This window comes from Wenzhouxiangella sp. YN1 (assembly GCF_056324145.1).
The window spans coordinates 1-25,728 of sequence record NZ_JBJNIO010000146.1 but is presented as its reverse complement, the minus strand read 5'-3'; the positions used below and the strand labels follow the sequence as shown (position 1 = coordinate 25,728).

Genomic DNA, 25,728 nt, shown 5'->3' with positions numbered 1-25,728 from the left:
TCCCTACAATATCATCGAATCATGCTGATACGCGCCGCCCCCGGCGGGGCTGGCAGCCGTCTGGCGCAGCAGTGCGCCGAGCAGTGGCGTGAGCACGGCAGCGGTTTGCTGGTGTTCTTTCACGGCGAAGGCGTCGAGCACGCGGCCCGGGGGACACCTTGCCCGCAATGGCGACGCCTGGCCGGTTGGCACGGCGTGGCCCTTGCGGTATGCACCGGCTCGTGGTCGCGGCGCCACCGCGACCCGCCGCCGGAGCCCTTCGTGCTTTCGAGCCTCACCGGCTTCTGGAACCACGCGCTGGAGGCGCAGCAGCTCGCCTGCTTCGGAGCAGCGCCGCCGGAGCCGACCCGTGTGGATCGGCATCGGGAGTGCACCCAGCCGCCGGCGCGTGGCTATTGGGTGGTTGTCGTCGCTACGCCGCCCACCGCTGACGATGACCGCGAGATGCTGGAACTGGTGCTGGCCGGAGCCACGCTGGAGGTGGACATGAGAGTCGTTTTCGCTGGCGCGGGTCGGCAGCATCTCGAGCCCGAGGCGATCGCTCCGTGGCGCCAGCTGATCGATTTCGAGCTGGCCGAGCTGCGCGCTCGGGTGCCGGACACCACCCTGGTTCCGGTTGGTGTGGCGCCGATCCAGGACGAAGCCTTCGCGGCGCTTTGCCGCGACAGCGCAGGAGTGCTGCGGCTGTGAAGGAGGCGCGGCAGCGTCTGTATGTGGGCGGCGAGCCGGTTGATCTTGATGCGGAAGGCTTTCTGTGCTCTGCCACCCAGTGGTTTCCGGAAGTTGCCGAGGCCCTGGCCGAGCGTGACGGCTGCCGGCTGGATGCGCCTCACTGGTGGCTGATCGAGTTCGTGCGTGATCACCATGCCCGCTACGGCAACCCGCCGCTGATGCGCGTGCTGGCCGCTGAATATTGCAAGCGATTTCCTGACAGTCGTGGTCGCCGCGAGCTGCATCGACTGTTCCCCGAAGGGCCGGTTCGGGAGGCCTGCCGTTACGGCGGACTGCCCAGGCCCGACTGGTGCATCTGATCGGGCGCCAGCTATCATGGGCCTGGCGGGGCCGGGTCCCGGCCGCCGTCGGATTGTTGGTTCACTGTCGGATCAGTTCCAAGGAGCAGATAGCATGCGTATGATGAAATTGGCCGGCCTGGCCGGCGTTGCAGCCACATCGGCGATATTCGGCGCGCTGACGGCCACCAGCCTGGTGCTGGGAGACGGCACCGAGCCGGTGCTGCGAATGCTCGGGCTCGAGCCGTTTGTCAACGATCCGCCGCTGCTGGTCAGCACGACTGCCGAGGAAGGGGTCGACAACTCGGCTTTCTACACGCTGATACCGGCCGGTAAATCACTGGATGCCGGGGCGCTCGGTGCGTCCACCCGACTCGAGGGGGGTGGGCGTGGCGTTGGCGCCACGCTGTTTGCCGAAAACGACGGCGACAGCGGTGCCGTTTGGGGCTCCAACAGCATCGCCGTGACCTGGACGGGACGGCCGGCGGTCGGTGCTGAGATCAACGGCGTCAATTACTCCGATGATTTCGCCCTGGTTCGGGGGCTGGAAATCATCAACGGCGGCTCGGCGCCAACCGAGCTGGGCCTGAGCGTGATGACCAGCAATGGGCAGCCCGGCGGCAAGCCGCGCTATGGTATCGTACTCGGCGGCCCGGAGTTCGGCTACAGCGATCATTCGCCGGCTTCCGAAGCCGGTCTCGTGATCGATTCGATCGACTCGGGCGAGGCGATTCGCGTTGCCGCCGGTAATTTCATCAGCCTCGATGGGGCGGCCGGTCGTATCCGCATGCGCTACAACCCTGACCACGAACGGATCGAGTTCTTCAACGGCGACCGCCTTGCCCACAGCATTCCAATGGACTGAGGCCGGGCGCGTCATTTACTGCCAGGAGCCCGGAGCAATGTCTCGCGCACAGGTATTGATGTACGCCACCTCAAGCTGCCCGTTCTGCGTTGCGGCGCGCAATCTGCTGCGTGCCAAAAATGTCGATTTCACTGAGATTCTGGTCGATGACTCCGACCTGCGCGCCGAGATGGTCGAGCGCAGCGGGCGCCGGACGGTGCCGCAGATCTTCATTGGCGACGCGCACGTCGGCGGCTTTGACGACCTTGATGCACTTGATCAGGAGGGTGCCCTCGATCGCATGCTGGGCTTGTAGCTTTGCAGCCGCGGGTGGCGATCCTGGCAGCTCAGGACGCAGGCAAGACGCCAATCTGTAACGGGCGGGTCCGAGCGACCCGCTGAAGCAACCAAAAAGGGAAGGCAGTGTGACACAGCAAATCACCGTCATCCGGGGCGACGGCATTGGCCCCGAAATCATGGATGCAACTCTGCGTTTGCTCGACACCATCGGTGCCGATCTGACGTACGACTTTCAGCTGGCCGGCATCGCCGCCAGGGAAGCAGTCGGCGAGCTGCTTCCGCAGGCCACGCTGGAGTCGATCGAAAACAATCGCGTCGCCCTCAAGGCACCGTTGACCACGCCGGTGGGCGGCGGCTTCAAATCGCTGAACGTGGCCTTGCGCAAGCATTTCGATCTTTACGCCAATGTTCGGCCAGCGATCAGTTTCAAGGGCTCGAACTCACGCTACGAGGGCGTTGACCTGATCACGGTGCGCGAGAACACCGAAGGCGCCTATCTGGCCGAGGGGGCCTGGACTGCGCCCGACGACAGCCGGGCGGAATCCAAGATGGTGGTCACGCGCACCGGTTGCGAGCGCGTGGTGCGCTTCGCCTTCGATCTTGCTCGCCGTGCCGGACGGCGCAAGGTCACCATCGTGCACAAGGCCAATATCCTCAAGGACGTCACCGGGATGTTCCTGCGCGTGGCTCATGAGGTGGCCGAGGAATACGACGACATCGAAAGCGATGATCTGATTGTCGATAACACCTGCATGCAGCTGGTCATGCGGCCCGAGCAGTTCGATGTGATCGTGACGACGAACCTGTTCGGCGACATCATTTCGGATGTGTGCGCCGGTCTGATCGGTGGCCTGGGCCTGGCGCCCGGGGCCAACATCGGTGACCGGGCAGCCATGTTCGAGGCCGTGCACGGCTCGGCGCCCGATATCGCCGGGCAGGGGATTGCCAATCCCTGCGCGCTGATGCTGGGTGCCGCCCAGATGCTCGAACACTTCGACGATCACGATCGCGCCGGGCGCATCCGACGCGCCATCGCCGAGGTCATCGAGGCCGGCGACCGGACGACGCCGGATCTTGGAGGCCAGGGCACAACCGAAAGCCTGACCGACGCCATCTGCGAGCGTCTGGACAGCTGAAGCACGGCCGCGGCCCGGAAGCGCCTGGTGTTGCCAACGGGCGCTTTCGTGCCGCGACTTGCAGGCACTGATGTTGCTTATTGGCAACACGGCGCTCGGGCTGCAGGGCCCGTGTTGACGGCGGCTTGCCGTATGCGGTTGCCTTGAGGGCTGCGGGCGTTGTATTTTTACCAAGACTGGCGTTAAACTCGCATTATCCACATGAGCGGATTCCCAGCGTGACTCACCGGCTTGTTTCGATCGCAGTATTCGCCGCCTCCCTGATGGTCGCTTCATCGGCGTGGTCGATGACGCGCCTGTCGGCTGCCGTGCACCTGTCGCCTTATGCTGGCGTGGCATGGTACGTGGCCGGATTCGAGCTCGGCCCCTGGGATCAGTATCTGGTCAATGAAATCACTCCGGAGCTGGAGCGCCTTGCGGTGCCCGAGCTGCCGCGCGTGAGCTGGCTGCAGTTCGACGAGGCGGTCATCCTGCCCGAGTTCGCGCTGCCGCTGATGCATCCCGGCAGCGGCAGCCCGCTCAGGCTGTCGCTGCGCCAGTCGCGCGTCAGCCTGCTGCTGGGAGAGTCGCTTTCAGAGAACATCCGGCGTGCCGAGCGCTTTCAGCAGGCCTTCGTCATGCCCGGCGTCACGCGGCAGGTGGGGCCGAACAGTGATCTGACGGTGAGCGCAATTCTTGCCAGCCAGCAGTTCGGCACGGCAGCAATGAACCTGCAGTCGGCCCACTCGGCCCGCGACATTCCCGGCCAGCCCGCGCCGCTGTACCACGACCCGTCGCAGCATGAGGTCTCGCACGGCACCGGGCTGCGCTTTGCCCTGAGCAGTGAAGTGACCAGCGGCGTGCGCCTCGAGGCGGCCTTCCAGTCGCGCATCAGCATGGACGAGTTCGCCACGGTTCGCGGCGTACATGGCGCCAGCGCCGAGCTTGATATTCCACCGCGCCTGCAGGTGGGGCTCGAGCTGCAGGCCACCTCCAGATCCTGGATCAATCTGGGCATGTCGCAGATTTTCTACAGCAACGTCGGCGCCTTCCCGAGCCGGTCGCTGCCCGCGCGCTTCACGGCACTGCTGGGAGACCGCAACAGCCCCGATTTTGCCTGGGCCGACCTGACCGTCTACAGCCTGGGCTGGCGCTGGCGGGCGGCAGACGATATCGAATTGTTCGTCGATTACCGCACGCGCACGCAGCCGCGCCCCACCGCGCCCGTGCTGGCCGCGGCGCTCGGCTCCGAGATGGGCGGCAACGCCGTCATGGCCGGCATCTCCAAAGACATGGGCAAGCGTAGTCAACTGCATCTGAATGCAGCCTATGCGCCGCCTGAATATGCCTTTGGCGGCAATCTGCTGGGCCTGGTCGGTGAAGAGCTTGATCAGGACTTCGAGGTGCAGGCCGTGCTGAGCTTTGATTTCTGACGAGGGCAGACACACTGTTTTTCATCCCGCAGCAACAACACTCCTGAACGACGGCACGTTGCCCGGTGGCCTTCTTGCGGGGAGGGTCCACCGGGCAGGGCTTGATGGAGCTCAAAAATGACGCCGCGCCCTTATAATCCCACCATGATCGCGCGCGTCAACGACTGGTTCCGGCAGCACTTCTCTGATCCTCAGGTCGTGATTCTGGCGCTGTTTCTTGCGCTGGGTGTACTGGTCATCGTCCTGTTCGGCAGGATGCTCGCGCCGGTACTCGCCAGCCTGGTGCTGGCCTACCTCCTCGAGGGGGGCGTCAATCGGCTCGAACGACTGGGCGCGCCCCGTCTGCTGAGCGTGATCGGCGTCTTTCTGGGTTTCATGGCCACTCTCGTCTACCTGCTGTTTGGCCTCGTGCCGATGCTGACCCGGCAGCTGGCAGCGATCGTCCGCGATCTGCCCGGTTACATCGCCGTGGGGCAGGGCTGGGTGGCCAAGCTGCCCGAGCGTTATCCGCAGCTTGTTGCGCCCGCCAAGCCCGATTCTGCCACCGAAGCCGTTTCCGCCAACGGCATCGAGCTGGCCGCTGATGAAGCACAGCAGGAGCTGGCCCTGATTTCCCAGGATCAGCTCTCGGCCTGGCTCGACAACATCGGCAAGGAGCTGGTCAATTACGGCGCCACTCTGGTGTCGTTCTCGGGCGTGATGAACGCCGTCAACATGCTCATCTTCCTGGTTCTCATGCCGGTGCTGGTGTTCTTCTTTCTCAAGGACAAGAGTCAGCTCATCGCCTGGATCAGCCAGTACCTGCCGCGCGATCGCGCCCTGGTGACGCGGGTGTGGCGCGAGGTCGATGCCCAGATCGGCAACTACGTGCGCGGCAAGGTGCTCGAGATCCTGATCGTGTGGATCGTCACCTACGTGGTTTTCGCCCTGCTCGATATGCCCTTCGTCATGCTGCTTTCGATGCTGGTGGGCTTTTCCGTCATCATTCCCTACATCGGCGCTGCGGTGGTGACCGTGCCCGTGGCGCTGGTTGCCCTGGTGGCCTTCGGTCCGAGCGCCAGCTTCTGGTGGGTGCTGATCGCCTATGCCATCATTCAGGCCCTGGACGGCAACGTGCTCGTGCCCATCCTGTTTTCCGAGGTGGTCAGTCTGCATCCGGTGGCCATCATTACGGCGGTGCTGGTGTTTGGCGGTATCTGGGGCTTCTGGGGGGTGTTCTTCGCCATTCCTCTGGCAACACTGGTCAACGCGGTGCTGCGGGCCTGGCCGCGTCTGCACAGCCGCAGCCCGCGGCAGGAAGAGCAGGGAGCGCCAGCCGATGTCAGCGACTGACGCTGCGGCCGGCTCGTCGAAGCTCGACTGCTGGCGGCGCGAGGACAGCCGGATCTTCCTGTTCGGCGGGCGGCGCTTCGATCCGGCCAGCGGTTGGGTCGAGCTCGATTACGCCCTCGATGACCTTGCCCTGACCGAGCGCTTCCGGCTGCCGTTGCCCGCCGCTGCGCCGCGGTGCCCGCAGGCGTTTGCCGCTGCGCTCGATCTGCTTCACTGGACCGCCGGCGTCAGCTACTGGAAAGCCGCCTGCCCCGGCGCCATCCGCTTTCAGGGGCGCGCCCCGGATGCCTGGCAGGCCGCCTGGCTGGCCCGCCTGTATCGTGAGGGCCTGGCTGAATTTGCCTGGCGCAACGACCTTGAGCAAACCCGCTGGGCGACGTTTCCGGCCGCCGGCGCGGCTGCCGATGCCGCCGGTACCGCCACACCCTGTTTGCTGCCCCGGCGTTCTCTGGTGCCGATGGGCGGCGGCAAGGATTCTCTGGTCGCGCTCGAGCGGCTGCGCGCTGGCGGCGAGACGCCGCACACCGTTCAGGTGGGCCAGGCGGCGCTGATCAAACAGGTGGCCGAGGTGGCCGGCAGCGAGCATTACGTGATCGAGCGCCGAATCGACCCGCTGCTGGGGGAGCTCAATCGCCACGGTGCATTCAACGGTCACGTGCCGATTACCGCCATCAACGCCGCGGTGATGATCCTGCTGGCGCTGCAGCAAGGCTTTGATCGCGTGGTCTTTGCCAATGAACGCTCGGCCGACGAAGCGACGCTGCATGATGCGCAGGGTCGGGCGGTCAATCACCAGTTTTCCAAATCGCTGGCCTTCGAGGTCATGCTCGGCGACTGGGTCGAGCGCTATATCACGCCGGATCTTGCCGTGTTCTCGCTGGTGAGAGCCGATCGGGAGCTGGCTATCTGCCGTGAGTTTGCTGATCTCGAGCGCTATCACCGCGTGTTTTCGTCCTGCAACCGCAATTTTCATCTCGATGGCGCCCGAACCCGCCGCTGGTGCGGTCAATGCCCCAAGTGTCATTTCGTCTTTCTTGCCCTGGCACCATTCATGTCACCGCAGCAGCTGACGGCCATCTTCGGCGCCAATCTGCTTGCAGACCCGTCACAGATGGCCGGCTTTCGGGCCCTGCTGGCAATTGATGGTGCCAAGCCATTCGAGTGTGTCGGCGAGGCCGGTGAGGCTCGCGCGGCCCTGGCCGCCCTGGTTGCCGATCGGCACTGGCGTGACCTGCCGGTGGTGGCCGGCCTTGCCGGGCTGCTGCGCGAGATCGAGGTGCCGGAGCTCGACACGCTGTGCCGTCCATCCGGAGCACATCGCATACCCGATGAGTGACGCGCCCCGGCTTGACTGGTTGCTGGCCCGCCGCGTGGGCCTGCTCGGTTACGGGCGTGATGGCCAGGCCGCCGCTCGCGCCCTGCTGGCACGCAATCCTGCCGCGCGGCTGACGGTGCTGGTCGAGGACGGCCAACCCAGGACTTCGCTGCCGGTACAGGTCGGTCCTTTCGGTGCCGGGCTCGCAGCCTTCGATGCGCTGATCCGCTCTCCGGGTGTACCGGTCGATCATCCGGCGCTGGTGGCCGCCCGCCGCTCGGGCGTGGCGGTGGTCAGCCCCGCCTCGATCTGGCTGGCCGAGCGGGCGGCATCCATCACCGTGGTCGGAGTCACCGGCTCGAAGGGCAAGAGCACGACCGCATCGCTGCTGGCGCATGTGCTGCGCCATGCCGGTCGCGAGGTGCTGCTGGCCGGCAATATCGGCGTGCCGCTGCTTGACCACCTGGACAGCCGGGCCGACGTCGCTGTGCTGGAGTTGTCCAGCTATCAGCTGGCCGATCTTGAGGGCCGCCTTGATCTGGGACTGATCACCCGGCTGTTTCCCGAACACCTCGACTGGCACGGCGGCGAGGCCGCCTACGTGGCCGCCAAGCTGCGGCTGGCCGATCTGCTTGCAGGGCGTCCACTGTTGATCAACGCCAACGACGAAGCGCTCGCGGCGGCCACCCGTGATGTTCCCGGGCGGGTTCTGGCCAATCGCCCTCCGGCGGTCGCCCGTGAGGGGCATCACCTGGTGCTGGCAGGCAAGCCAGTCTGTCATCACAGCGCGCTGCCCCTGATCGGGCAGCACAATCTCGACAATGCTGCCCTGGCGCTGCAGGCGGCGATCACGCTGGGCCACAAGGCCGAAGTGCTGGCCGCGGGCCTGGCCGATTTCCAGCCGCTGCCGCACCGGCTCGAGGCGGTCGCAACGATTGCCGGCGTGCGCTACGTCAATGACTCCATTGCCACCAGCCCGTGGGCGACGCTGGCTGCCCTGCAGGCGCTGGACGACGCGCCGGTCATCCTGATTGCCGGCGGCCAGCCACGCCCGGCCGATTGGCAGCCGGTGCTTGATCGGGTGGCCCGCCGCCCCCTGAAGGCACTGCTGACGATTCCGGATAACGGCGACGCCATTGCCGAGCGCTTTGGCGCCCTGCCGTCGGGCCGGGTGGGTCGTATCGAACGCCTGGAGGGGCTTGATACGGCGGTGGCGCGCGCGCGGGAGCTGGCTTGCAAAGGCACGGTGGTGCTGTTGTCTCCCGGTGCGCCGAGCTTTCGTCACTTTCGTGATTTCGAGGCGCGCGGTGATCGTTTTCGGGCGCTGGTCAAGCGCCTCGATCCTTGAGCCTTCGGCGGCGGTATTCAGCTGGCGCGGTTGATCGCGTAGCCGGCCAGGAAAGCGAGCGCACCGCGGAAATCACTTTCCGGCAATACCGATAGCGCCTGGCGGGCGTCATCGGCAAGCTCGGTGGCCTGCGCCATGGCCTGGTCCAGGGCGCCGGTGCGGTCGAGAATCTGGCGTACTTCGGTTACGCGATCGCTGCCGCCGGTCTCGACAATGTGGCGAATCAGCTCGCGTTCGGCCGGCTCGGCCGACTGCAGCGCCAGAATCAGCGGCAGCGTGACCTTGCCTTCGGCCAGGTCGTCGCCGGCATCCTTGCCCAGGTCATCGCCACGGCCGCGATAGTCGAGCACGTCGTCGACAATCTGGAAGGCCTGGCCCAGATAGAGGCCGAAAGCGCCCAGTTGCTCGCAGGCGCTGTGGTCGAGGCCACCCAGCACGCCGCCGAGGCGGGCACTGGCTGCAAACAGGCAGGCGGTCTTGTCGGAAATCACCTGGTAGTAATCGTCCACGCCAAGGTCCGCGTTTCCCATCTGCATGAGCTGCAGCACCTCACCTTCGGCAATGGTGTTGGTGGTGTCGGCAAGAATGCTCATGACGCGCATGCGGTCGAGCTCGACCATGAGCTGAAAGCTGCGCGAGTAGAGAAAGTCGCCCACCAGAACCGAGGCCGAGTTGCCCCAGAGCTGGTGCGCCGTGACCTGTCCGCGCCGCCGCGAAGACTCGTCGACGACATCGTCGTGGAGCAGGGTGGAGGTATGGATGAACTCGATGATCGCCGCCAGCTTGTGGTGATCTTGGCCTGTATAGCCGGCGGCTTGAGCGCACAATAGGTGAACCAGCGGCCGCATGCGCTTGCCGCCGCCCCTGATGATGTGGTGGCTGACCTGGTTGACCAGGGCAACGTCGGAGGCCAGGCGCTCGACGATCAGGCGATCGACCGCTTCGCGGTCAGGCCGGGTCAGCTCCATGACGTCATTCAGACAGGCCGGCAGCGTGGGCGGAGAAAAATCGTTCATGGATGACAATTATACGGGCCGATCTCCTTCACCGGGCCAGAGGATTCGTCCGGCAGCTTCAACGGGTGCCTATGCTAGACTTCTGCGCAACTTCATACCCCCGATAAGGAGAGGCCGCATCATGGCCCGTGGAATCAACAAGGCGATCCTGATCGGCAATCTCGGCGCCGATCCCGAAACCCGGCACACCGCTGGCGGCAATGCCGTAAGCAATATCCGCATTGCCACCTCCGAGAGCTGGCGCGACCGTCAGACCGGCGAGCAGCAGGAGCGTACCGAATGGCATCGCGTGGTGCTGTTCGGCCGGCTTGGCGAAATTGCCGGTGAATACCTGCGCAAGGGCTCGAAAGTCTATATCGAGGGCCGTATCCAGACGCGCAAATGGCAGGGTCAGGACGGTCAGGACCGCTGGACGACCGAGATCGTTGCCAACGAGATGCAGATGCTCGACAGCCGCGGTGGCAGCGCGCCGTTCAACGACAACCAGGGGTCGGGCAGCTCGAGCAGCTACGATGGTCCGCCCGCCGACAGCGGCGGCCTGGAGGACGATATTCCGTTCTGACCTTCCACTTTTGCTTGACCTTGGTAAACCGGGAACCACGGAAAACACGGAATTCACGGAAAGACACCAGGCGATTGCGTTGCCGAACGATTTGATGGCGCGCGATCGACATCTGGCGCCTGCGCCGGCAGAGCTCTTGATCGGGTTTCTGTGCTGTGTTCGGTGTTTCCCGTGGCGCCATTCACTTTTCGATTCATATGCCAATGAGCACGATTCTTGTCACCGGCGGCGCCGGCTTTATCGGCGCCAACTTCATCCACCACGTGCTCGCCACGACTGACGCGCGGGTGGTCAACCTGGACCTGTTGACCTACGCCGGCAATCGCGAGTCGCTCGAGGGCCTGCCGGATGAGCGTCACGTATTCGTCGAAGGCGACATCTGCGATGGCCCGCTGATCGAACGCCTGCTTGCCGAGCATCGACCCGATGCAATCGTGCATTTTGCCGCCGAAAGCCACGTTGATCGCTCGATCGACGAGCCCGGGGCGTTCATTCGCACCAACGTCACGGGCACGCAGACCCTGCTGGATGCAGCGCTGGAATACTGGCAGGGTGGGGCCGATCGGTTCCGTTTCGTCCACGTCTCCACCGACGAGGTCTACGGCACCCTCAGGCTGGACGAGCCGGCGTTTACCGAAACCAACCGTTATATTCCCAACTCGCCTTATGCGGCCTCGAAAGCCGCGGCCGATCACCTCGCCCGGGCCTGGCACCGCACCTACGGCCTGCCGGTGATGATCACCAACTGCTCGAACAACTACGGGCCGTTCCAGTTTCCCGAAAAGCTGATTCCGCTGATGCTGATCAACGCGCTCGAGGGCGAGCGGTTGCCGATCTACGGCGACGGGCAGCAGCGTCGCGACTGGCTGTTCGTCACCGACCACTGCAGCGCCATCATGCGCGTGCTCGAAGCCGGCGAGGCGGGTCGTGTCTACAACATCGGCGGCAACGCCGAAATGACCAATCTCGAGGTCGTCGGCCTGCTGTGCGACCTGCTCGACGAGCGCGCGCCCGCCGACCGCCCGCGGCGTGAACTGATCGAATACGTCACCGACCGCCCCGGCCACGACCGCCGCTATGCCATAGATGCCACCCGCATCTACAATGAACTCGGCTGGGAGCCTGCGGTGGATTTCGCTGACGGGCTGGCCGCGACCGTCGACTGGTATCTGGACAATCGCGACTGGTGGCAACGCATCCGCGATGGTCGCTACCGTTCCGAGCGCTTGGGCACCTCCAGACAGAGCCCCGGCACCTGACTTCACACTTCACACTTCACACTTCACACTTCACACTTCACACTTTCATGAACAGAAAAGGCATCATCCTCGCCGGCGGCTCCGGGACGCGGCTGTATCCGCTCACGCAGGTGATCTCCAAGCAGCTGCTGCCGGTCTACGACAAGCCGATGATCTACTATCCGCTGTCGACCATGATGCAGGCCGGCATTGGCGAAATTCTGGTCATCACCACGCCGCACGAGCAGGCCCTGTTTCAGCGTCTGCTCGGCGACGGCAGCCAGTGGGGCATCGAGCTGCACTACGCCGTTCAGGACGCGCCGCGCGGCCTGGCCGACGCTTTCATTATCGGCCGCGATTTCGTTGCCGGGCGTCCTTCCTGCCTGATTCTGGGTGACAATATCTTTCATGGCGATGGCATGCGCGCGCTGCTCGAACGCGCCGGCGCCCGTGCGCGTGGCGCCACCGTATTCGGCTACTGGGTCAGCGATCCCGAGCGCTACGGCGTGGTCGAGATGGACGGCGACGGCCGCGTGCAGTCGCTTGAGGAAAAGCCCGAGCAGCCCAAATCCAATTACGCCGTCACCGGCCTGTACTTCTACGACGAGCGCGCCTGCGATTTTGCCGCTGACCTGCAGCCTTCCGAGCGCGGCGAGCTCGAGATTACCGACCTCAACCGTCGCTATCTCGACGCCGGCGACCTGACGGTCGAGCGCATGGGCCGCGGCTATGCCTGGCTGGATACCGGCACGCACGCCTCGCTGCAGCAGGCCTCGAGCTATATCGAGACGCTGGAGTCGCGCCAGGGCCTGCGCGTGGCCTGCCCGGAGGAAATCGCGTTTCGTCAGGGCTGGATCGATGCCGATCAGCTGCTGGCGCTGGCCGAACCGCTGACCAAGAGTGGCTATGGCGACTACCTGCGCATGATTGCGCGCACCGCGGGGCAGTGATGCAGGTCCACGACACCGAGCTGCCGGGGGTCAAGCTGATCGAGCCGAAAATCTTCGGCGACGAGCGCGGCTGGTTTCTGGAAACCTGGCGCGCTGAACGCTATCGCGAGCACGGCATCGGCCCGGACTTCGTTCAGGCCAACTGTTCGCATTCGGCCCACGGCGTCCTGCGCGGGCTGCACTACCAGTGGCCGGAGCCCCAGGGCAAGCTTGTCTGGGTCAGCAGCGGGCGGGTGTTCGATGTTGCCGTCGACATCCGCCCCGACTCCGGGCACTTTGGCCGCTGGGTCGGTTTCGAGCTGGATGCCGATCGCCACCGCCAGCTCTGGATTCCCGAGGGCTTTGCCCATGGTTTTCAGGTGCTCAGTGAATCGGCCACCTTCAACTATCTGTGCACGCGGCCCTATCGCGGCGAGTTCGATGCCTCGATTGCCTGGGACGATCCGGACATCGGCGTTCAGTGGCCGGCGCCGCCGCAGGGGCTTTCCGACAAGGATCGCGGCGCGCCCCGGTTGACCGACATCGAGCGCGACCGGCTGCCGTCATGACGACGCTGCTGCTCGGCGCCAACGGCCAGCTCGGCCGCCATCTGCGCGCGGCAGTGCCGGGTCTGACCACCTGCGCCCGCAGCGATGCCGATCACGAGCTCGATCTCGCTGACCGGGCGCGCGTGCGCGCGCTGCTGGAAGAGCTGCAGCCCGAGGTGGTCATCAACGCCGCCGCGTGGACGGCGGTCGACGCGGCCGAAGATCACGAAGCCCAGGCCTTCGCGCTCAACCACGACCTGCCCGCGGAGCTCTCGCGCTGGTGCCGTAGCAGCGCCGCGCTGCTGGTTCACTACTCTACCGATTACGTGTTCAGCGGCCAGCCCGGTCGCGCCTGGCGCGAGAGCGATCCCGTGGCTCCGGAGTCAGCTTATGGCCGCACCAAGCTGGCCGGTGAGCAGGCGATCGCGGCCAGCGGCTGCCGCGCCCTGGTGCTGCGCACCGCCTGGGTCTACAGCGCCCTGCCGGGGAATTTTCTTTCCGCCATTCTCGATCGCGCCGCCGGCGGCCAGCCTCTGCAAGTGGTGTCCGATCAGACCGGCTCGCCGACCTGGGCCGGAACGCTGGCGCAGGCGACGGCGCGGCTGCTGGCTTGCGAGCGCGCGGTCGAGCGCCCCGAGCTGCTGCATGTGACCGGGCAGGGCGCGATGACCTGGTACCAGCTGGCCGCACTGGCCGTGCAGATGGCGGCTGCGCGTGGCATCATTCCAGAGTCCGTCGAGGTGGCGTCGATCAGCAGCGATCAATGGCCGCAAAAGGCCGTGCGCCCGGTCTGGTCGGTGCTTGATGGATCGGGCTACGCGCGTTGGACCGGCCAGGCGCTGCCCGACTGCGAATCGGCCCTGGCCGAGTGTCTCGACCAATGGAGTGAGCCCCCATGCTGTTACCCGTGATCATGTCCGGCGGCGCCGGAACCCGGCTGTGGCCGGTTTCGCGCAAGGCCCATCCAAAGCCCTTCATGCGCCTGGCCGACGGCCAGACGCTGGCGGCCAGCACCATCCGCCGCGCGCTCGACGTGGGGGATGCGCCGGTGACGCTGACCGTGACCGGGCGCGACTATTACTTTCTTACCCGCGACGAATATCAGCTCGTGGACGACTCGGCCGATCACCGCTTTCTGCTCGAGCCGGAGGGCCGCAATACCGCGCCGGCCATTGCCGCAGCCGCCTTGTGGGCCGAACAGCTCTATGGTCCGGAAACCCGGCTGCTGGTGATGCCGGCCGACCACCTGGTGCGCGACCGGCGCGCCTTTGCCGAAGCTGTGACGCAGGCCGAGGCGCTGGCAGCCGACGGCTGGTTGACCTGCCTGGGCGTGACACCCACCCATGCAGAAACCGGCTATGGCTACATCCGATCGGGCGAGGCCATCGGCGAACACGGGCGCGAGATCCGCGCCTTCGTGGAAAAGCCCGACCAGGACACCGCGCGGCGCTACTTCGAGTCGGGCGACTATCTGTGGAACGCCGGCATGTTCTGTTTCCGCGCCGACGCCATTCTGGCGGCACTGGCGACCCACGCCGGCGACATTCTCGAGCAGGTTCGCGCGGCCTGGGCCCGCACCGACGCGCAAGCCGCGCCGGTGGAACTCGATGCCGAGGGCTTTGCCCAGGTTCGCCCCGAGTCCATCGACTTTGCGGTCATGGAAAAGGCCGAACGACGCGCCGTGGTGCCGGTGGACTGCGGCTGGAGTGATATCGGCTCCTGGCAGGCCATCAGCGATCTGTATGAAACCGACGCGCTGGGCAATCGCGTTCAGGGCGAGGCGGTGCTCGTCGATGCCCGCAATACCTTTGTCCAGGGCGAAAAACGCCTGGTGGCCGCCGTCGGCGTCGACGATCTGGTCATCGTCGACACCGGCGATGCGGTGCTCGTGGCCAGCCGCGATCGCGCCCAGGAGGTCAAGTCGGTTGTCGAGGAGCTGACCCGTAACGACGACGAGCTGGCCGTGTTCCACCGCACCGTGCATCGGCCCTGGGGCAGCTTCACGGTGCTCGAGGACGCCGACGATTGCAAGGTCAAGCGGCTGGTCGTCAAGCCCGGCGGCATCCTGTCGCTGCAGCGTCATCAGTACCGCAGCGAGCACTGGACGGTCGTGTCCGGGCAGGCGAAAGTGCGCCTCGACGACGACGAACGGATCTACGGCGCCAATGAAACCGTCCAGATTCCGGTGGGCAGCCTGCACCGGCTTGAAAACCCCGGTAGCGACGACGTCCACATCATCGAAGTACAGACCGGCAGCTATTTTGGTGAAGACGACATCGAGCGCCTCGAAGACGTCTACGGACGAACCTGAAGAGCCGCAGGGTCCAGGCAAGAGGCGTCAAGCCACCACTGGGCTTCGTTGCCTGAAAAACCGACACCCCCGGAGAGCACGGAAATTCACGCAGGCTGAAAGATTGGCAGGGTGTGCAGCTCGCTTTACGGCCGCACTCCTTGCGCCTGCTGCCGGCCGTTCCCGTTTGCCGGCTTGCGTGAATTTCCGTCTCTTCCGTGGCTCCCCGGTTTTACCGCCCCCTGAACTCTGGCGCGCGTTTCTCCAGGAAAGCGCTGGTGCCTTCCTTCATGTCCTCGGTGGCGCAGCACAGCGCGAAGCGGGCGGTTTCCAGGGCCAGGCCGGTCTGCAGGTCGGTGTTGGCGCCCTGATTGATGGCCTGCAGGATGCCACGCACGGCCTCCGGCGCCGCCTTGGCCAACCCGGCGGCGAACTCGCCGACCGTTGTAGCCAGTGATTCCGGCTCGACCACCTGGTTGACGATGCCCAGCTGCTCCGCGCGCTCGGCCGTGATCGGCTTGCCGGTCAACGTCATTTCCAGCGCCCGTGTCGTGCCGGCCAGGCGCAACAGGCGCTGCGTACCGCCAAAGCCCGGCATGATGCCCAGCGTGATCTCCGGCAGGCCCAGGCGGGCATTGGTCGAGGCAAAGCGAAGATGGCAGCCCAGCGCCAGCTCCATGCCGCCGCCCAGGGCGAAGCCGTTGATCGCGGCGATCACCGGCTTGTCAGATGCCTGGATGCGGCTCATCAGGTCCTGTCCCATGGCAGAAAAAGCGCGCGCCTCGACCGCTGTCTGCTCCCGGATCTCGCCGATATCGGCACCCGCAACGAAGGCTTTCTCACCGCTACCGGTCAATACGATCACGCGCACGTCGTCATCAGCCTGGGCATCGTCGATTGCGCCACGGAGTTCAAGCAGGGTCTGCTGATTCAGCGCGTTGAGCTTGTCGGGTCGGTTGACGGTAATCGTGCGAACGGCCTCGTGGTCGTCGATCAACAGGTTTTCGTGGGGCATGGGGGTAGGGCTCCCGGTTGGGTTTGGGTGGAGGCTGATAGTGTAAGGGCTTCGGAGGGGTGTGGTTGGCTGATTGGCTGGTTGGCCAGTTCGGCAACCGAGAGGTTTGGCGGGCGGCAGGGCTGCGCCGGGGGGCGGGTGGCGTCTGGCAGGCCGGGCTCGCGACCTGGAGGTCGCTCCCACAGAGTTTTGCCCGCAGTTGTTTGTGGGAGCGGTCTCCAGGCCGCGAGCAGGGCCTCGACTCGGCACGGCCAATCACGGCAAAGCCGCCCAGCCAACCAGCCAACCAACCAACCAGCCAACCAGCCAACCAGCCAACCAGCCAACCAGCCAACCAGCCAACCAGCCAACCAGCCAACCAGCCAACCAGCCAACCAGCCAACCAGCTAACCAGCTAACCAGCTAACCAGCTAACCAGCTAACCAGAGACGTCAGTCTTCAAGCTCGCGGTCGATGCGGTATTCGCTCGAGGTCAGCCAGGCCTCCATTCGCTGCAGCCGCCGGTCGAGCTCGCGGAAACGCCGGTTGAGAGTGCTGACACCGTCTTTCGGTCCGCGGCGCACTTCCTGCCAGAAGGCTTCGTCGTGCTGGTCACGGTAGAGATTGACCGGCCGTCGGCGGAGCAGGATCCATAACGCGATGTAGCCCACGACCATCACCGCGGTGAACGGAATCGCCAGCAGAACCGCGATGACGCGCAGCGCGGTCAGGTTGAAGCCGGCCCAGTCGGCAATGCCGGCGCACACGCCCCCGAGAAGGCCGCGCTGCTTGTTGCGGTAGAGGCGGTTTCGGCTGGGCTGTTGAGGTTCGCTGTAACGGCGGTTCATGTATGGTCTCTCCAGTTCGGGCTGTCGGCATCAAGAATGCGTTCGAGGGTGTGGATGCGCTCCTCCATCTTGCGTGCCGTGTCGTGCAGGTCTTCCATCAGCGCTTCATCCTTGCTGTTGAGCCGCCGGCTGGCCGAATTGCGCGTGGCGTAGTGCAGAATCAGCCAGATTGGCGCCACGATCACCAGAAACACCAGCAGCGGCACGAACACGAATACGAATTCGTTCATTTCGGCCTACTCCCGGTTGCGACGGGACTTGAGTTCGGCCAGCGCTTCTTCGACGCGCTCGTCGCGCTCAAGGTCCTCGAACTCGGAGTCGAGCGTGCGGCCCTGGCGGCCCATGTCCAGCGCCTCAGCTTCCGACTCGATGCGTTCGACGCGCTCCTCGGCGGCGTCGAAACGGTGCAGCATTTCGTCGACCTTGTCGTTGTAGACCTGCTTTCTGGTCTTGAGGTGGTGGCTGGCCGAGCGGTGGCGCATTACCAGCGCGCGCTGGCGGTTGCGGGCGTCGGTCAGTTTGGCCTGCAGCCTGCCGATGTCCTCGTCGTACTTGGTCAGCTGGTTGGTGTACTGCTCCAGCTCTTCCTTGAGGTAGTCGATGCGATCACCCAGCCGGGTTTTCTCGGCCAGGGCGGCGCGCGCCAGATCTTCGCGCTCTTTCTCCAGCGCCAGCTCCGCCTTGCGCTGCCATTCCAGCTGCTGCTGTTCCAGACGCTTGAGCAGGCGCTCGCGCTCCTTTTTCTCGGCGATGCATTTCGCTGTCGCCGAGCGGATCTCGACCAGCGTATCTTCCATTTCCTGAATCATCAGGCGAATCATCTTTTCCGGGTCTTCCGCTTTTTCCAGCGCGGCATTGAGATTGGCGTTGATGATGTCGCCCAGGCGGGAAAAAATGCCCATGGTGTTGACTCCTGTTGCGATGGCTTGTCCTGCCTGGTTCCTCGCAAGTGCCGTGCCAGAGTGCTTGAGGCCCTGAAATCAGGGGCTTGCGTCATTGCCGGGCCCGAGCAAAGGCGAATATTGCCGCGATAATGGCAAGTCTCGCCTGTAGTTTGGCTGCGGAACCGATCGCGCCGCCTGACGGTCCATTGAATGCAGCGGGCCAGTCTGCACCGAGCGTGGCACAAGCGGTCGTTGCCGTGGTCAGGGGCGGAGCGGTCGGGTACAATGCCCGCTTTCGCAATTTCCGCCATAACGAAATTTCCTTCAACGGAGGCAACATGCAGAAATGTTTTCTCGCAGCGCTATTGGCCCTGTTCGTGGCCGCGCCGGCTGCGGCCCAGGATCTGGAAAGTGAGCAGGGCGAGCTCGGCTATTCCATCGGTTACGAGTTCGGCGCAGAGCTCCGGAGCTATGACGTCGACGTCGATCTGGAAGCGATCTTCCAGGCCGTACGCGACGCCTACAACGAGCAGGATCCGACCATCGACGTGGAGATCATGCGCGAGCGCATGACCGCGCTGCAGGAGAAGCTGCGTCAGGAGCGGATGGAAGCCTTCGAGGCTCTGGCCGAGGAAAATCAGGCCAAGGCCGAAGAGTTCCTGGCCGAAAACCGCGAAAAGAAGAACATCACCGTTCTGCCCAGCGGCGTGCAGTATCGCGTCATCGAGGAAGGTACCGGTGAGCGGCCTACCCTTGAAGATACGGTCACCGTTCACTACCGCGGTTCCAAGATCAACGGACGCGAGTTCGACAGCTCCTTCCGCCGCGGCGTGCCCGCTGTCTTTCAGGTCAACTCGGTCATCGAGGGCTGGCAGGAAGTGCTGCCGCAGATGAGCGAAGGCGCCGAATGGCAGATCTTCCTGCCGCCGGAGCTGGCTTTCGGCGTGCGTGGCGATCCACCCATTATCGGGCCGAATGAAGCCCTGAAGTTCGACGTCAAGCTGGTCAAGATCGGCGAGCCGGAGAACCAGCAGGGGCAGACACAGGCGCCCGGACAGTAATCAGGCGCAGATGAGCGAACTTGCGCGACTGGTCCCGAAAGTCGAGTCGCCCTGTATCGGAACCTGCACGCTCGGTCCCGGAGACCTGTGCGTGGGCTGCTTCCGCTCGGCGGCGGAAATTGCCGACTGGCTGAGCTATACGCCGGAAAAGCGCCGCGAGGTCATGCAGGCCCTGCCTGCCCGGGCCGACCGTCTGTTCGATGAAGGCTGAGGTCGCGCTGTCATTCTCCCCGCGGGAGATGGCGGCGCGGCTTCACGCTCCCGATACCCCGGTTGCCGATCTTCGCATCCGCGGCTTTCAGCCACCCGGGCACAAGGCCTGGAACCCCCGGCCCGCTGCGGTGCTGATCGCCATCATGAGCGCGCCCGCTCCGGCCGTGGTGCTGACCGTTCGCAGCCGCCGGATGACGCTGCACGCCGGCCAGGTTGCGTTTCCCGGCGGCGGGCGTGAGGGCAGCGAGTCGTTTCCGCTGGTGACGGCACTGCGGGAGACCAGCGAAGAGATCGGCGTCGAGCGCGAGCGACTGTCGGTGCACGGCCTGCTGGATCGTTTCGACACCATCACCGGCTATCGCATCGTGCCGGTGGTGGCTACCATCGAGGGCCAGCCCGTGCTTCGGCCTTGTCCCGGTGAGGTGGAAGAAATCTTCACCCTACCGCTGGATCGCGTTCTCGATCGCCACAACTATCGTCACCATACCGTGACTCGCGGCGGCCACAGCCACGAGCTGACCACGCTGCCGCACGGGCGCTGGATGATCTGGGGCGCCACCGCCGCCATTCTCCATCAGCTGTGCGCGACCGTGATCGGCGACGCCTAGAAGGCGGTCAATCGTCTTCGCGCAGCCCGAACATCAGTTCCACCATTCGCTTGTGCTCCGGTCGCACCATCACGTGTACGTGGTCGTTGGCTTCGAGCACGGTTTCGGGCGTCACCGGCAGCGCCTCGCGACCGCGGACTACCAGCAGCACGTCGGCGCCCTCGGGCAGCGGCAGCATTCTGGCCGGTTGTCCGGTCACCATCGCGGCCGGGTGCAGGTTGAACGAGATGATCTGGATCGGCAGGCTGTCGATGGCGTTGATTTCCAGCACCGGGGCCGGGCGCTGGGCACCGCCGCGTTCGACGCCGAACAAAGATGCCGCCCAGCGCACAGTGGCACCGGGAATGAGCGCGTTGACCACGACCACGAAAAACGCCAGGTGAAACAGGATCATGCCTTTTTCCACGCCGGCAAGGACGGGATAGGTCGCCAGCAGGATCGGCACCGCACCGCGCAGGCCCACCCATGAGATGAATGCGGTCTCGCGCGCGCTGTAGCGAAACGGCAGCAGGCAGGCGACTACCATCAGCGGGCGAGCAACCAGCGCCAGCGCCAGCGCCAGCAAAACGCCACGCCAGCCAAACGACACCAGCAGTTGCGGCACGGCCAGCAGCCCCAGCACCAGAAACATCGTGATCTGGGCCAGCCAGGCCAGCGCATCGTGAACGCGCAGGATGCCGGAACGGTAGGGCAGGCGCCGATTGCCGAGCATCAGCGCGGCGACGTAAACGGCCAGAAAGCCCGAGCCCATGAACAGGGTGGGAATGCCGAAAGCCAGCAGCGCGAAAGCCAGGGTCAGGGCCGGGTAGAGGCCAGCGGCCGGCACGCGAATACGCTCGAGCAGCAAAGTGCCCAGCCAGCCGATGGCCAGGCCGGCAGCCGCTCCGACCGTCAGCTGCAGTAATACATGGCCTGCAAAGTCGAGCAGGCTGAAGGCCTGCATGCCGGCAATCTGGGCGGTCAGTGTCAGGGTCAGGATGATGGCCATCGGGTCGTTGAGGCCCGATTCCAGCTCCAGCGTGGCGCCCACGCGACGTCGCAGCTGGACATTGGAGCCGCGCAGGGACGAGAACACGGCAGCGGCGTCGGTCGACGACACCATCGCGCCCAGCAGAAGCGCCAGCATCCAGTCCAGGCCGAGCAGCCAGGCGACAAGTGCAACCAGCACTGCCGTGCCCACCACCGCAAGCGTGGCCAGCAGCGAGGCCGGCAGCAAGTGTTCGCGTACCTGACGGAAAGGCGTGTTGAGGCCGCCATCGAACAGGATCAGCGTCAGCCCCACCGTACCGATGCGGAACGCCAGATCGAAATCGATCAGATCGTGACCGAAACGGGCGCCGACCAGCAGCCCGATAAGCAGGAAGACCAGCACCACCGGAATGCCGATACGCTCGGAAGGGCGGCTGAACAGCACGCTGAGCACCAGCAGCAGGCCTGCGGCGGTCAGCATCACTGCCGTACTGGCGGGTTCCGATTCGAACACGCGGGCTGTCTCCTAGGATTCCACGGCTCATAATAACCGCAGGTCGCGAGGGATCCAGCGGAAACATCGCCGGGGCGGCGCAAATGCCGCGCAGCTTCCCGGCACGCAGCAGGCCGCCAGAGCGGTAGACTCGTGGATCACCAAGCCCAAACGGATCACCCATCCCAAGGACACAGAACCCATGCTGCAGAATATCGATCACGCAAACGGCGTTGTCGAAATCAGACTCGATCGCCCGCCAGTGAACGCGCTCAATCCGGCGCTGGTTGGCCAGCTGGATCATGCCGTCGCCCAAGCCATCCACGACGACGCTCGCGCGCTCGTGATTTCAGGGCGCGAAGGCTTGTTTTCGGCGGGGCTCGACGTGCCCGAGCTGCTCACGCTCGACGAGCGCGGCATGCGCGCGTTCTGGCAGGCCTTCTTCACCCTGCTCGAGCGCATCGCCCGCAGCCCCGTGCCCATTGTCACGGCGCTGACCGGGCACAGCCCTGCCGGCGGCACCGTGATCGGTCTGTTCGCCGACTATCGCGTGCAGGCCGAGGGCGAGTTCCGCCTCGGGCTCAATGAAGTCCAGGTCGGCCTGGTCGTGCCGCCGGTCATCCACCACGCCCTGGCCCGGCTCATCGGCCCGTATCCGGCCGAGCGCCATCTCGTTGCCGGCGACATGATCTCGCCGACCCAGGCGCGCCAGCTTGGCCTGGTTGACGAGCTGGCTCCGTCGGCCGAAGTCATCGGGCGAGCCGTGTCATGGTGCGGTGAACTGCTGGAATTGCCGCAGCACTCCATGGCCGCCACCCGCAAACTGTGCCGTGCGGAACTGGGCGAACTGTTCGACAGCCGCGATGCCCTGGATATCGATGCCTTCGTCGCGGCCTGGTTCGACGAGCGCACGCAGGCCACGCTCAAACAGCTGGTGGAGCGCTTGAAGGGCTGAGATTCATTGTGTTTCCGATTGTGCGCCATACGAGCGCATCGCCGGAACGCTATGGAGCGAGCTCGCGAATGCTGGTCGGCAGCGGCACCGGTTCGCCCTTTTCTTTGTCGATCCACACCAGGGTGCAGGTGGCATCGGCATAAACGACGGCCTTGCCATCCTGGTCTGGAATCGAGCGAATCTCGTGCTCGAGCTTGATCGAGGAGCGGCCCGGAGACAGGGGGTTGAGAGTGACCTCGATCTCTTCGGGCCAGTACAGCGGTCGGCGGAAATTGATGCTGATGTTGGCGACCACAGGGCCGGTTTCGGCTTGCTGCCAGCGGCTGGGAACCGACTCCATCCAACGCGCCCGGCATTCTTCGATATAGCGCAGGTAGACCACGTTGCTGACGTGTTTGAAAGAATCCATGTCGCCCCAGCGAACGGGGAGGGTGAGCTTGAATTCAGGCATTGTGGGCTTCCGGTTTGGGGTGGGAGGATTGTAGCGCTATGGCGCTACGTTGGCTGATTGGCTGGTTGGCTGGTTGGCTGGTTGGCTGGTTGGCTGGTTGGCTGGTTGGCTGGTTGGCTGGTTGGCTGGTTGGCTGGTTGGCTGGTTGGCTGGTTGGCTGGTTGGCTGGTTGGCTGGTTGGCTGGTTGGCTGGTTGGCTGATTGGCTGGTTGGCTGGTTGGCTGGTTGGCTGGTTGGCTGGTTGGCTGGTTGGCTGGTTGGCTGGTTCGGCTGGTTCGGCTGGTTCGGCTGGTTCGGCTGGTTCGGCTGGTTCGGCTGGTTCGGCTGGTTCGGCTGGTTCGGCTGGTTCGGCTGGTTGGCTGGTTGGCTGGTTGGCTGGTTGGCTGGTTGGCTGGTTCGGCTGGTTCGGCTGGTTCGGCTGGTTCGGCTGGTTCGGCTGGTTCGGCAGCCGAAAGATTGGGTGGACGGCAGTGCTGCGCCGGGGACGGGTGGGGCTGACAGGCTGGTCTGGCGACCTGGAGGTTTCTCCCAAAATTTTTCCCCATCTTGTTTGCAGGAGCGGTCTCCAGACCGCGAAAAAGCTTCGGCTCGGCACGGCCATTCGCGGCAAAGCCGCCCCGCCAACCCGTTCGTGCCAGCCAGCCAAGCAACCAGCACATCCACCCTGTCTCCCCGGACTTGGTCCGGGGCCTTCCGGGCGCTGACGCCATTATCAGAAAGCTCCCGGCTCAAGGCCGGGAATACCGTAGCCATTGACCCGGCTGACGCGTGATCAGGCGATTTTCTTTCGCTTGATTCCGAGCGTGTCCGCCAGGTATTCCCCGGTCCAGGATCCCTCCGTACGGGCGATTTCCTCGGGTGTGCCGGTGGCGATGATCTGGCCGCCGCCTTCGCCGCCTTCCGGCCCCAGGTCGATGATCCAGTCGGCGGTCTTGATCACGTCCAGGTTGTGCTCGATGACGACCACAGTGTTGCCTTCGTCTCTGAGGCGATGCAGCACTTCCAGCAGGTGCTTGATGTCGTGGAAGTGCAGGCCGGTGGTGGGTTCGTCCAGAATGTAGAGCGTATTGCCGGTGTCGCGCTTGGACAGCTCGCGTGCCAGCTTGATGCGCTGGGCTTCGCCGCCCGACAGCGTGGTCGCGCTCTGGCCAAGCTGAATGTAACTCAAGCCCACGTCCATCAGGGTCTGCAGCTTGCGCGCGATGACCGGCACCGGCTCGAAGAATGCCAGCGCGTCTTCGACGGTCATCTCCAGCACTTCGTGAATGTTCTTGCCCTTGTAGGTCACCGAAAGGGTTTCGCGGTTGTAGCGCCGGCCCTGGCAGACGTCGCAGGCAACGAAGATATCGGGCAGAAAGTGCATTTCCACGCGGATCACGCCGTCGCCCTGGCAGGCTTCGCAGCGCCCGCCCTTGACGTTGAACGAGAATCGCCCGGGTTTGTACCCACGGGCGCGCGCCTCCTGGGTGCCGGCAAACAGCTCGCGGATGGGCGTGAACATGCCGGTGTAGGTGGCCGGGTTCGAGCGTGGCGTGCGCCCGATCGCGCTCTGGTCGATGTCGACCACCTTGTCGTAGAGATCCAGCCCCGAGTAGCGCTCGTGCGGCGACGGCGTCTCGGAGGCGCGGTTGAGTTCGCGCGCCAGCAGCTTGTAGAGCGTGTCGTTGATCAGCGTCGACTTGCCCGAGCCCGACACCCCGGTAACGCAGACGAACAAGCCGGCCGGCAGCTCCAGATTGACGTTCTTGAGGTTGTTTCCGGTGGCGCCCTGGAGTTGAAAAAGTCGCTTGCGGTCGGGTTTGTGGCGCTTTTTTGGCACCGCGATGGATTTTCGGCCCGACAGGTAATCGCCGGTCAGCGAGCCTTCGCAGTCAGCCAGGCCTTCGGGCGTGCCGCTGTAGACAATGCGGCCGCCGTGTACGCCCGGCCCGGGGCCGATGTCGACCACGTAATCGGCCGTTCGTATGGCTTCTTCGTCGTGCTCGACGACAATCACGGTATTGCCCAGATCGCGCAGGCGGAACAGGGTCTCGAGCAGGCGCGCGTTGTCGCGCTGGTGCAGGCCGATGGACGGTTCGTCAAGCACGTACATCACGCCCACCAGGCCGGCACCGATCTGGCTGGCCAGGCGAATGCGCTGCGCCTCGCCGCCCGAGAGAGTATCGGCCTGGCGGTCCAGGGTCAGATAGTCGAGACCGACGTTGACCAGAAAATGCAGGCGCTCGCGAACTTCCTTGAGAATCCGCCCGGCGATCTCACCGCGCCAGCCGGCCAGGTCCACCTGGTTGAAGAAGTCAAGGCAGCGCTCCACTGACCAGCTCGACACCTCCGGCAGCGATTTGTCGGCGATGAAGACATGACGCGCCTCGCGCCCCAGGCGCTGGCCGTTGCATTCCGGGCAGGCGCGCGTGGAAATATAGCGCGACAGCTCCTCACGCACGATGCGTGAGTCGGTCTCGCGGTAGCGCTTTTCCAGGTTGGGAATGATGCCCACGAAAGGGTGTTTGCGGGTCTGCGTGCCGCTTTCCGACAGATAGCGGAATGCGATCTTTTCCTCTCCACTGCCGTGCAGGATGATGTCCTGCACATCTTCCGGCAGCTCCTCGAAGGGCGTTTCGATCTCGAAGCGGTAGTGCCTGGCCAGCGACTGAATCAGCTGGAAATAGTATGCGTTGCGGCGATCCCAGCCGCGAATGGCGCCGCCGGCCAGCGACAGTTCGCGATTGGCAACCACCCGGTCGGGGTCGAAATACTGTTTGACACCCAGGCCGTCGCAGCTATCGCAGGCGCCGCTCGGGTTGTTGAACGAAAACATGCGCGGCTCGAGCTCGGACAGGCTGTAGTCGCACACCGGGCAGGCGTAGCGCGCCGAGAACAGCATCTGTTCGATGTCGCTGTCATCTTCGATGGGCGCAACGATTGCCAGGCTATCGGCGAGCGCCAGCGCCGTCTCGAAGCTTTCGGCCAGGCGC

At 64.9% G+C, this 25,728-nt stretch carries 28 protein-coding genes; 20 read left to right on the top strand and 8 right to left on the bottom strand.

The annotated features are described in order from the left end of the window. The first annotated feature begins 21 nt into the window (after positions 1-21). The 9 genes from ACEWQZ_RS06940 (at position 22) to murD (ending at position 8,697) form a co-directional block, all read left to right on the top strand. Positions 22-690: a hypothetical protein gene (locus ACEWQZ_RS06940; RefSeq protein WP_476482350.1), complete on the top strand. Its 669-nt coding sequence runs from the start codon at positions 22-24 to the stop codon at positions 688-690. After that, the gene (locus ACEWQZ_RS06935; RefSeq protein ID WP_476482349.1) at positions 687-1,031 is read left to right on the top strand and encodes a TusE/DsrC/DsvC family sulfur relay protein; all 345 of its coding nucleotides are present in this window, start codon (positions 687-689) and stop codon (positions 1,029-1,031) included. The genes ACEWQZ_RS06940 and ACEWQZ_RS06935 overlap by 4 nt, the downstream gene beginning before the upstream one ends. Positions 1,032-1,125: 94 nt before the next feature. Continuing rightward, positions 1,126-1,875, top strand: a complete 750-nt coding sequence (locus ACEWQZ_RS06930; RefSeq protein WP_476482348.1) for a hypothetical protein — start codon at positions 1,126-1,128, stop codon at positions 1,873-1,875. 37 nt (positions 1,876-1,912) lie between these two features. Continuing rightward, positions 1,913-2,170 (top strand): glutaredoxin 3, encoded by a 258-nt coding sequence (gene grxC, locus ACEWQZ_RS06925; RefSeq protein WP_476482347.1) that lies wholly within the window; start codon positions 1,913-1,915, stop codon positions 2,168-2,170. Positions 2,171-2,279: 109 nt separating this feature from the next. Continuing rightward, entirely contained in the window at positions 2,280-3,290 is a 1,011-nt protein-coding gene (locus ACEWQZ_RS06920; protein WP_476482346.1) for an isocitrate dehydrogenase, read from the top strand. A 218-nt stretch (positions 3,291-3,508) separates the two neighbouring features. Then, positions 3,509-4,702, top strand: a complete 1,194-nt coding sequence (locus tag ACEWQZ_RS06915) for a hypothetical protein (protein WP_476482345.1) — start codon at positions 3,509-3,511, stop codon at positions 4,700-4,702. Positions 4,703-4,819: 117 nt separating this feature from the next. Then, on the top strand, positions 4,820-6,034 hold the full coding sequence (locus ACEWQZ_RS06910; RefSeq protein ID WP_476482344.1) for an AI-2E family transporter: 1,215 nt from the start codon (positions 4,820-4,822) through the stop codon (positions 6,032-6,034). Then, entirely contained in the window at positions 6,021-7,370 is a 1,350-nt protein-coding gene (locus tag ACEWQZ_RS06905; RefSeq protein WP_476482343.1) for a MurL-like N-terminal domain-containing, read from the top strand. Before ACEWQZ_RS06910 ends, ACEWQZ_RS06905 begins: the two co-directional genes overlap by 14 nt. Then, positions 7,363-8,697 (top strand): UDP-N-acetylmuramoyl-L-alanine--D-glutamate ligase, encoded by a 1,335-nt coding sequence (murD, locus tag ACEWQZ_RS06900; RefSeq protein WP_476482342.1) that lies wholly within the window; start codon positions 7,363-7,365, stop codon positions 8,695-8,697. Before ACEWQZ_RS06905 ends, murD begins: the two co-directional genes overlap by 8 nt. A gap of 17 nt (positions 8,698-8,714) precedes the next feature. Here the strand turns inward: murD and ACEWQZ_RS06895 are convergent, their stop codons facing one another. After that, entirely contained in the window at positions 8,715-9,713 is a 999-nt protein-coding gene (locus tag ACEWQZ_RS06895; protein ID WP_476482341.1) for a polyprenyl synthetase family protein, read from the bottom strand. A 121-nt stretch (positions 9,714-9,834) separates the two neighbouring features. Here ACEWQZ_RS06895 and ssb point away from each other — a divergent pair, with 121 nt between their 5' ends. The 6 genes from ssb to ACEWQZ_RS06865 all read left to right on the top strand — a co-directional run bounded on the left by ssb (position 9,835) and on the right by ACEWQZ_RS06865 (position 15,301). Next, entirely contained in the window at positions 9,835-10,275 is a 441-nt protein-coding gene (gene ssb, locus ACEWQZ_RS06890; protein ID WP_476482340.1) for a single-stranded DNA-binding protein, read from the top strand. Between the two features lie 203 nt (positions 10,276-10,478). Further along, positions 10,479-11,534 carry a dTDP-glucose 4,6-dehydratase gene (gene rfbB / locus ACEWQZ_RS06885; RefSeq protein WP_476482339.1) on the top strand — a complete coding sequence of 352 codons (1,056 nt, stop codon included), beginning with the start codon at positions 10,479-10,481 and terminating at the stop codon, positions 11,532-11,534. 47 nt (positions 11,535-11,581) lie between these two features. Further along, positions 11,582-12,463 (top strand): glucose-1-phosphate thymidylyltransferase RfbA, encoded by an 882-nt coding sequence (gene rfbA / locus ACEWQZ_RS06880; RefSeq protein WP_476482338.1) that lies wholly within the window; start codon positions 11,582-11,584, stop codon positions 12,461-12,463. After that, on the top strand, positions 12,463-13,011 hold the full coding sequence (gene rfbC, locus ACEWQZ_RS06875; protein WP_476482337.1) for a dTDP-4-dehydrorhamnose 3,5-epimerase: 549 nt from the start codon (positions 12,463-12,465) through the stop codon (positions 13,009-13,011). Before rfbA ends, rfbC begins: the two co-directional genes overlap by 1 nt. Further along, positions 13,008-13,901 carry a dTDP-4-dehydrorhamnose reductase gene (gene rfbD / locus ACEWQZ_RS06870; RefSeq protein WP_476482336.1) on the top strand — a complete coding sequence of 298 codons (894 nt, stop codon included), beginning with the start codon at positions 13,008-13,010 and terminating at the stop codon, positions 13,899-13,901. The genes rfbC and rfbD overlap by 4 nt, the downstream gene beginning before the upstream one ends. Beyond that, a complete protein-coding gene (locus ACEWQZ_RS06865; protein WP_476482335.1) occupies positions 13,886-15,301 on the top strand; it encodes a mannose-1-phosphate guanylyltransferase/mannose-6-phosphate isomerase in 1,416 nt (471 codons plus the stop codon). Before rfbD ends, ACEWQZ_RS06865 begins: the two co-directional genes overlap by 16 nt. A 211-nt stretch (positions 15,302-15,512) precedes the next feature. Here the strand turns inward: ACEWQZ_RS06865 and ACEWQZ_RS06860 are convergent, their stop codons facing one another. From ACEWQZ_RS06860 to pspA, 4 genes are all read right to left on the bottom strand, one after another. Continuing rightward, positions 15,513-16,295 carry an enoyl-CoA hydratase/isomerase family protein gene (locus tag ACEWQZ_RS06860; protein ID WP_476482334.1) on the bottom strand — a complete coding sequence of 261 codons (783 nt, stop codon included), beginning with the start codon at positions 16,293-16,295 and terminating at the stop codon, positions 15,513-15,515. A gap of 431 nt (positions 16,296-16,726) precedes the next feature. Then, a complete protein-coding gene (pspC, locus tag ACEWQZ_RS06855) occupies positions 16,727-17,122 on the bottom strand; it encodes an envelope stress response membrane protein PspC (RefSeq protein ID WP_476482333.1) in 396 nt (131 codons plus the stop codon). Continuing rightward, positions 17,119-17,352: an envelope stress response membrane protein PspB gene (gene pspB, locus ACEWQZ_RS06850; RefSeq protein ID WP_476482332.1), complete on the bottom strand. Its 234-nt coding sequence runs from the start codon at positions 17,350-17,352 to the stop codon at positions 17,119-17,121. The genes pspC and pspB overlap by 4 nt, the downstream gene beginning before the upstream one ends. 6 nt (positions 17,353-17,358) lie before the next feature. Continuing rightward, entirely contained in the window at positions 17,359-18,024 is a 666-nt protein-coding gene (gene pspA, locus ACEWQZ_RS06845; RefSeq protein ID WP_476482331.1) for a phage shock protein PspA, read from the bottom strand. 320 nt (positions 18,025-18,344) lie between these two features. Between pspA and ACEWQZ_RS06840 the strand changes: the two genes are divergently transcribed. The 3 genes from ACEWQZ_RS06840 to ACEWQZ_RS06830 are packed head-to-tail and all read left to right on the top strand — an operon-like array spanning position 18,345 to position 19,888. Continuing rightward, a complete protein-coding gene (locus ACEWQZ_RS06840; RefSeq protein WP_476482330.1) occupies positions 18,345-19,067 on the top strand; it encodes an FKBP-type peptidyl-prolyl cis-trans isomerase in 723 nt (240 codons plus the stop codon). 10 nt (positions 19,068-19,077) lie between these two features. After that, a complete protein-coding gene (locus ACEWQZ_RS06835) occupies positions 19,078-19,278 on the top strand; it encodes a DUF1289 domain-containing protein (protein ID WP_476482329.1) in 201 nt (66 codons plus the stop codon). After that, entirely contained in the window at positions 19,268-19,888 is a 621-nt protein-coding gene (locus ACEWQZ_RS06830; RefSeq protein WP_476482328.1) for a CoA pyrophosphatase, read from the top strand. Before ACEWQZ_RS06835 ends, ACEWQZ_RS06830 begins: the two co-directional genes overlap by 11 nt. A 7-nt stretch (positions 19,889-19,895) precedes the next feature. On the opposite strand, the gene ACEWQZ_RS06825 is transcribed toward ACEWQZ_RS06830, so the two are convergent. Further along, complete coding sequence (locus tag ACEWQZ_RS06825) at positions 19,896-21,371, bottom strand: potassium/proton antiporter (RefSeq protein ID WP_476482327.1); 1,476 nt, start codon at positions 21,369-21,371, stop codon at positions 19,896-19,898. Positions 21,372-21,552: 181 nt separating this feature from the next. Between ACEWQZ_RS06825 and ACEWQZ_RS06820 the strand changes: the two genes are divergently transcribed. Next, entirely contained in the window at positions 21,553-22,305 is a 753-nt protein-coding gene (locus tag ACEWQZ_RS06820; RefSeq protein ID WP_476482326.1) for an enoyl-CoA hydratase/isomerase family protein, read from the top strand. Between the two features lie 49 nt (positions 22,306-22,354). Here ACEWQZ_RS06820 and ACEWQZ_RS06815 read toward each other — a convergent pair whose 3' ends face one another. After that, a complete protein-coding gene (locus ACEWQZ_RS06815; RefSeq protein WP_476482325.1) occupies positions 22,355-22,756 on the bottom strand; it encodes an acyl-CoA thioesterase in 402 nt (133 codons plus the stop codon). A 49-nt stretch (positions 22,757-22,805) separates the two neighbouring features. Between ACEWQZ_RS06815 and ACEWQZ_RS06810 the strand changes: the two genes are divergently transcribed. Next, positions 22,806-23,528 carry a hypothetical protein gene (locus tag ACEWQZ_RS06810; RefSeq protein WP_476482324.1) on the top strand — a complete coding sequence of 241 codons (723 nt, stop codon included), beginning with the start codon at positions 22,806-22,808 and terminating at the stop codon, positions 23,526-23,528. Here ACEWQZ_RS06810 and uvrA read toward each other — a convergent pair. Then, a partial coding sequence (gene uvrA, locus ACEWQZ_RS06805; RefSeq protein ID WP_476482323.1) for an excinuclease ABC subunit UvrA occupies positions 23,529-25,728 on the bottom strand: 2,200 nt, incomplete at its 5' end.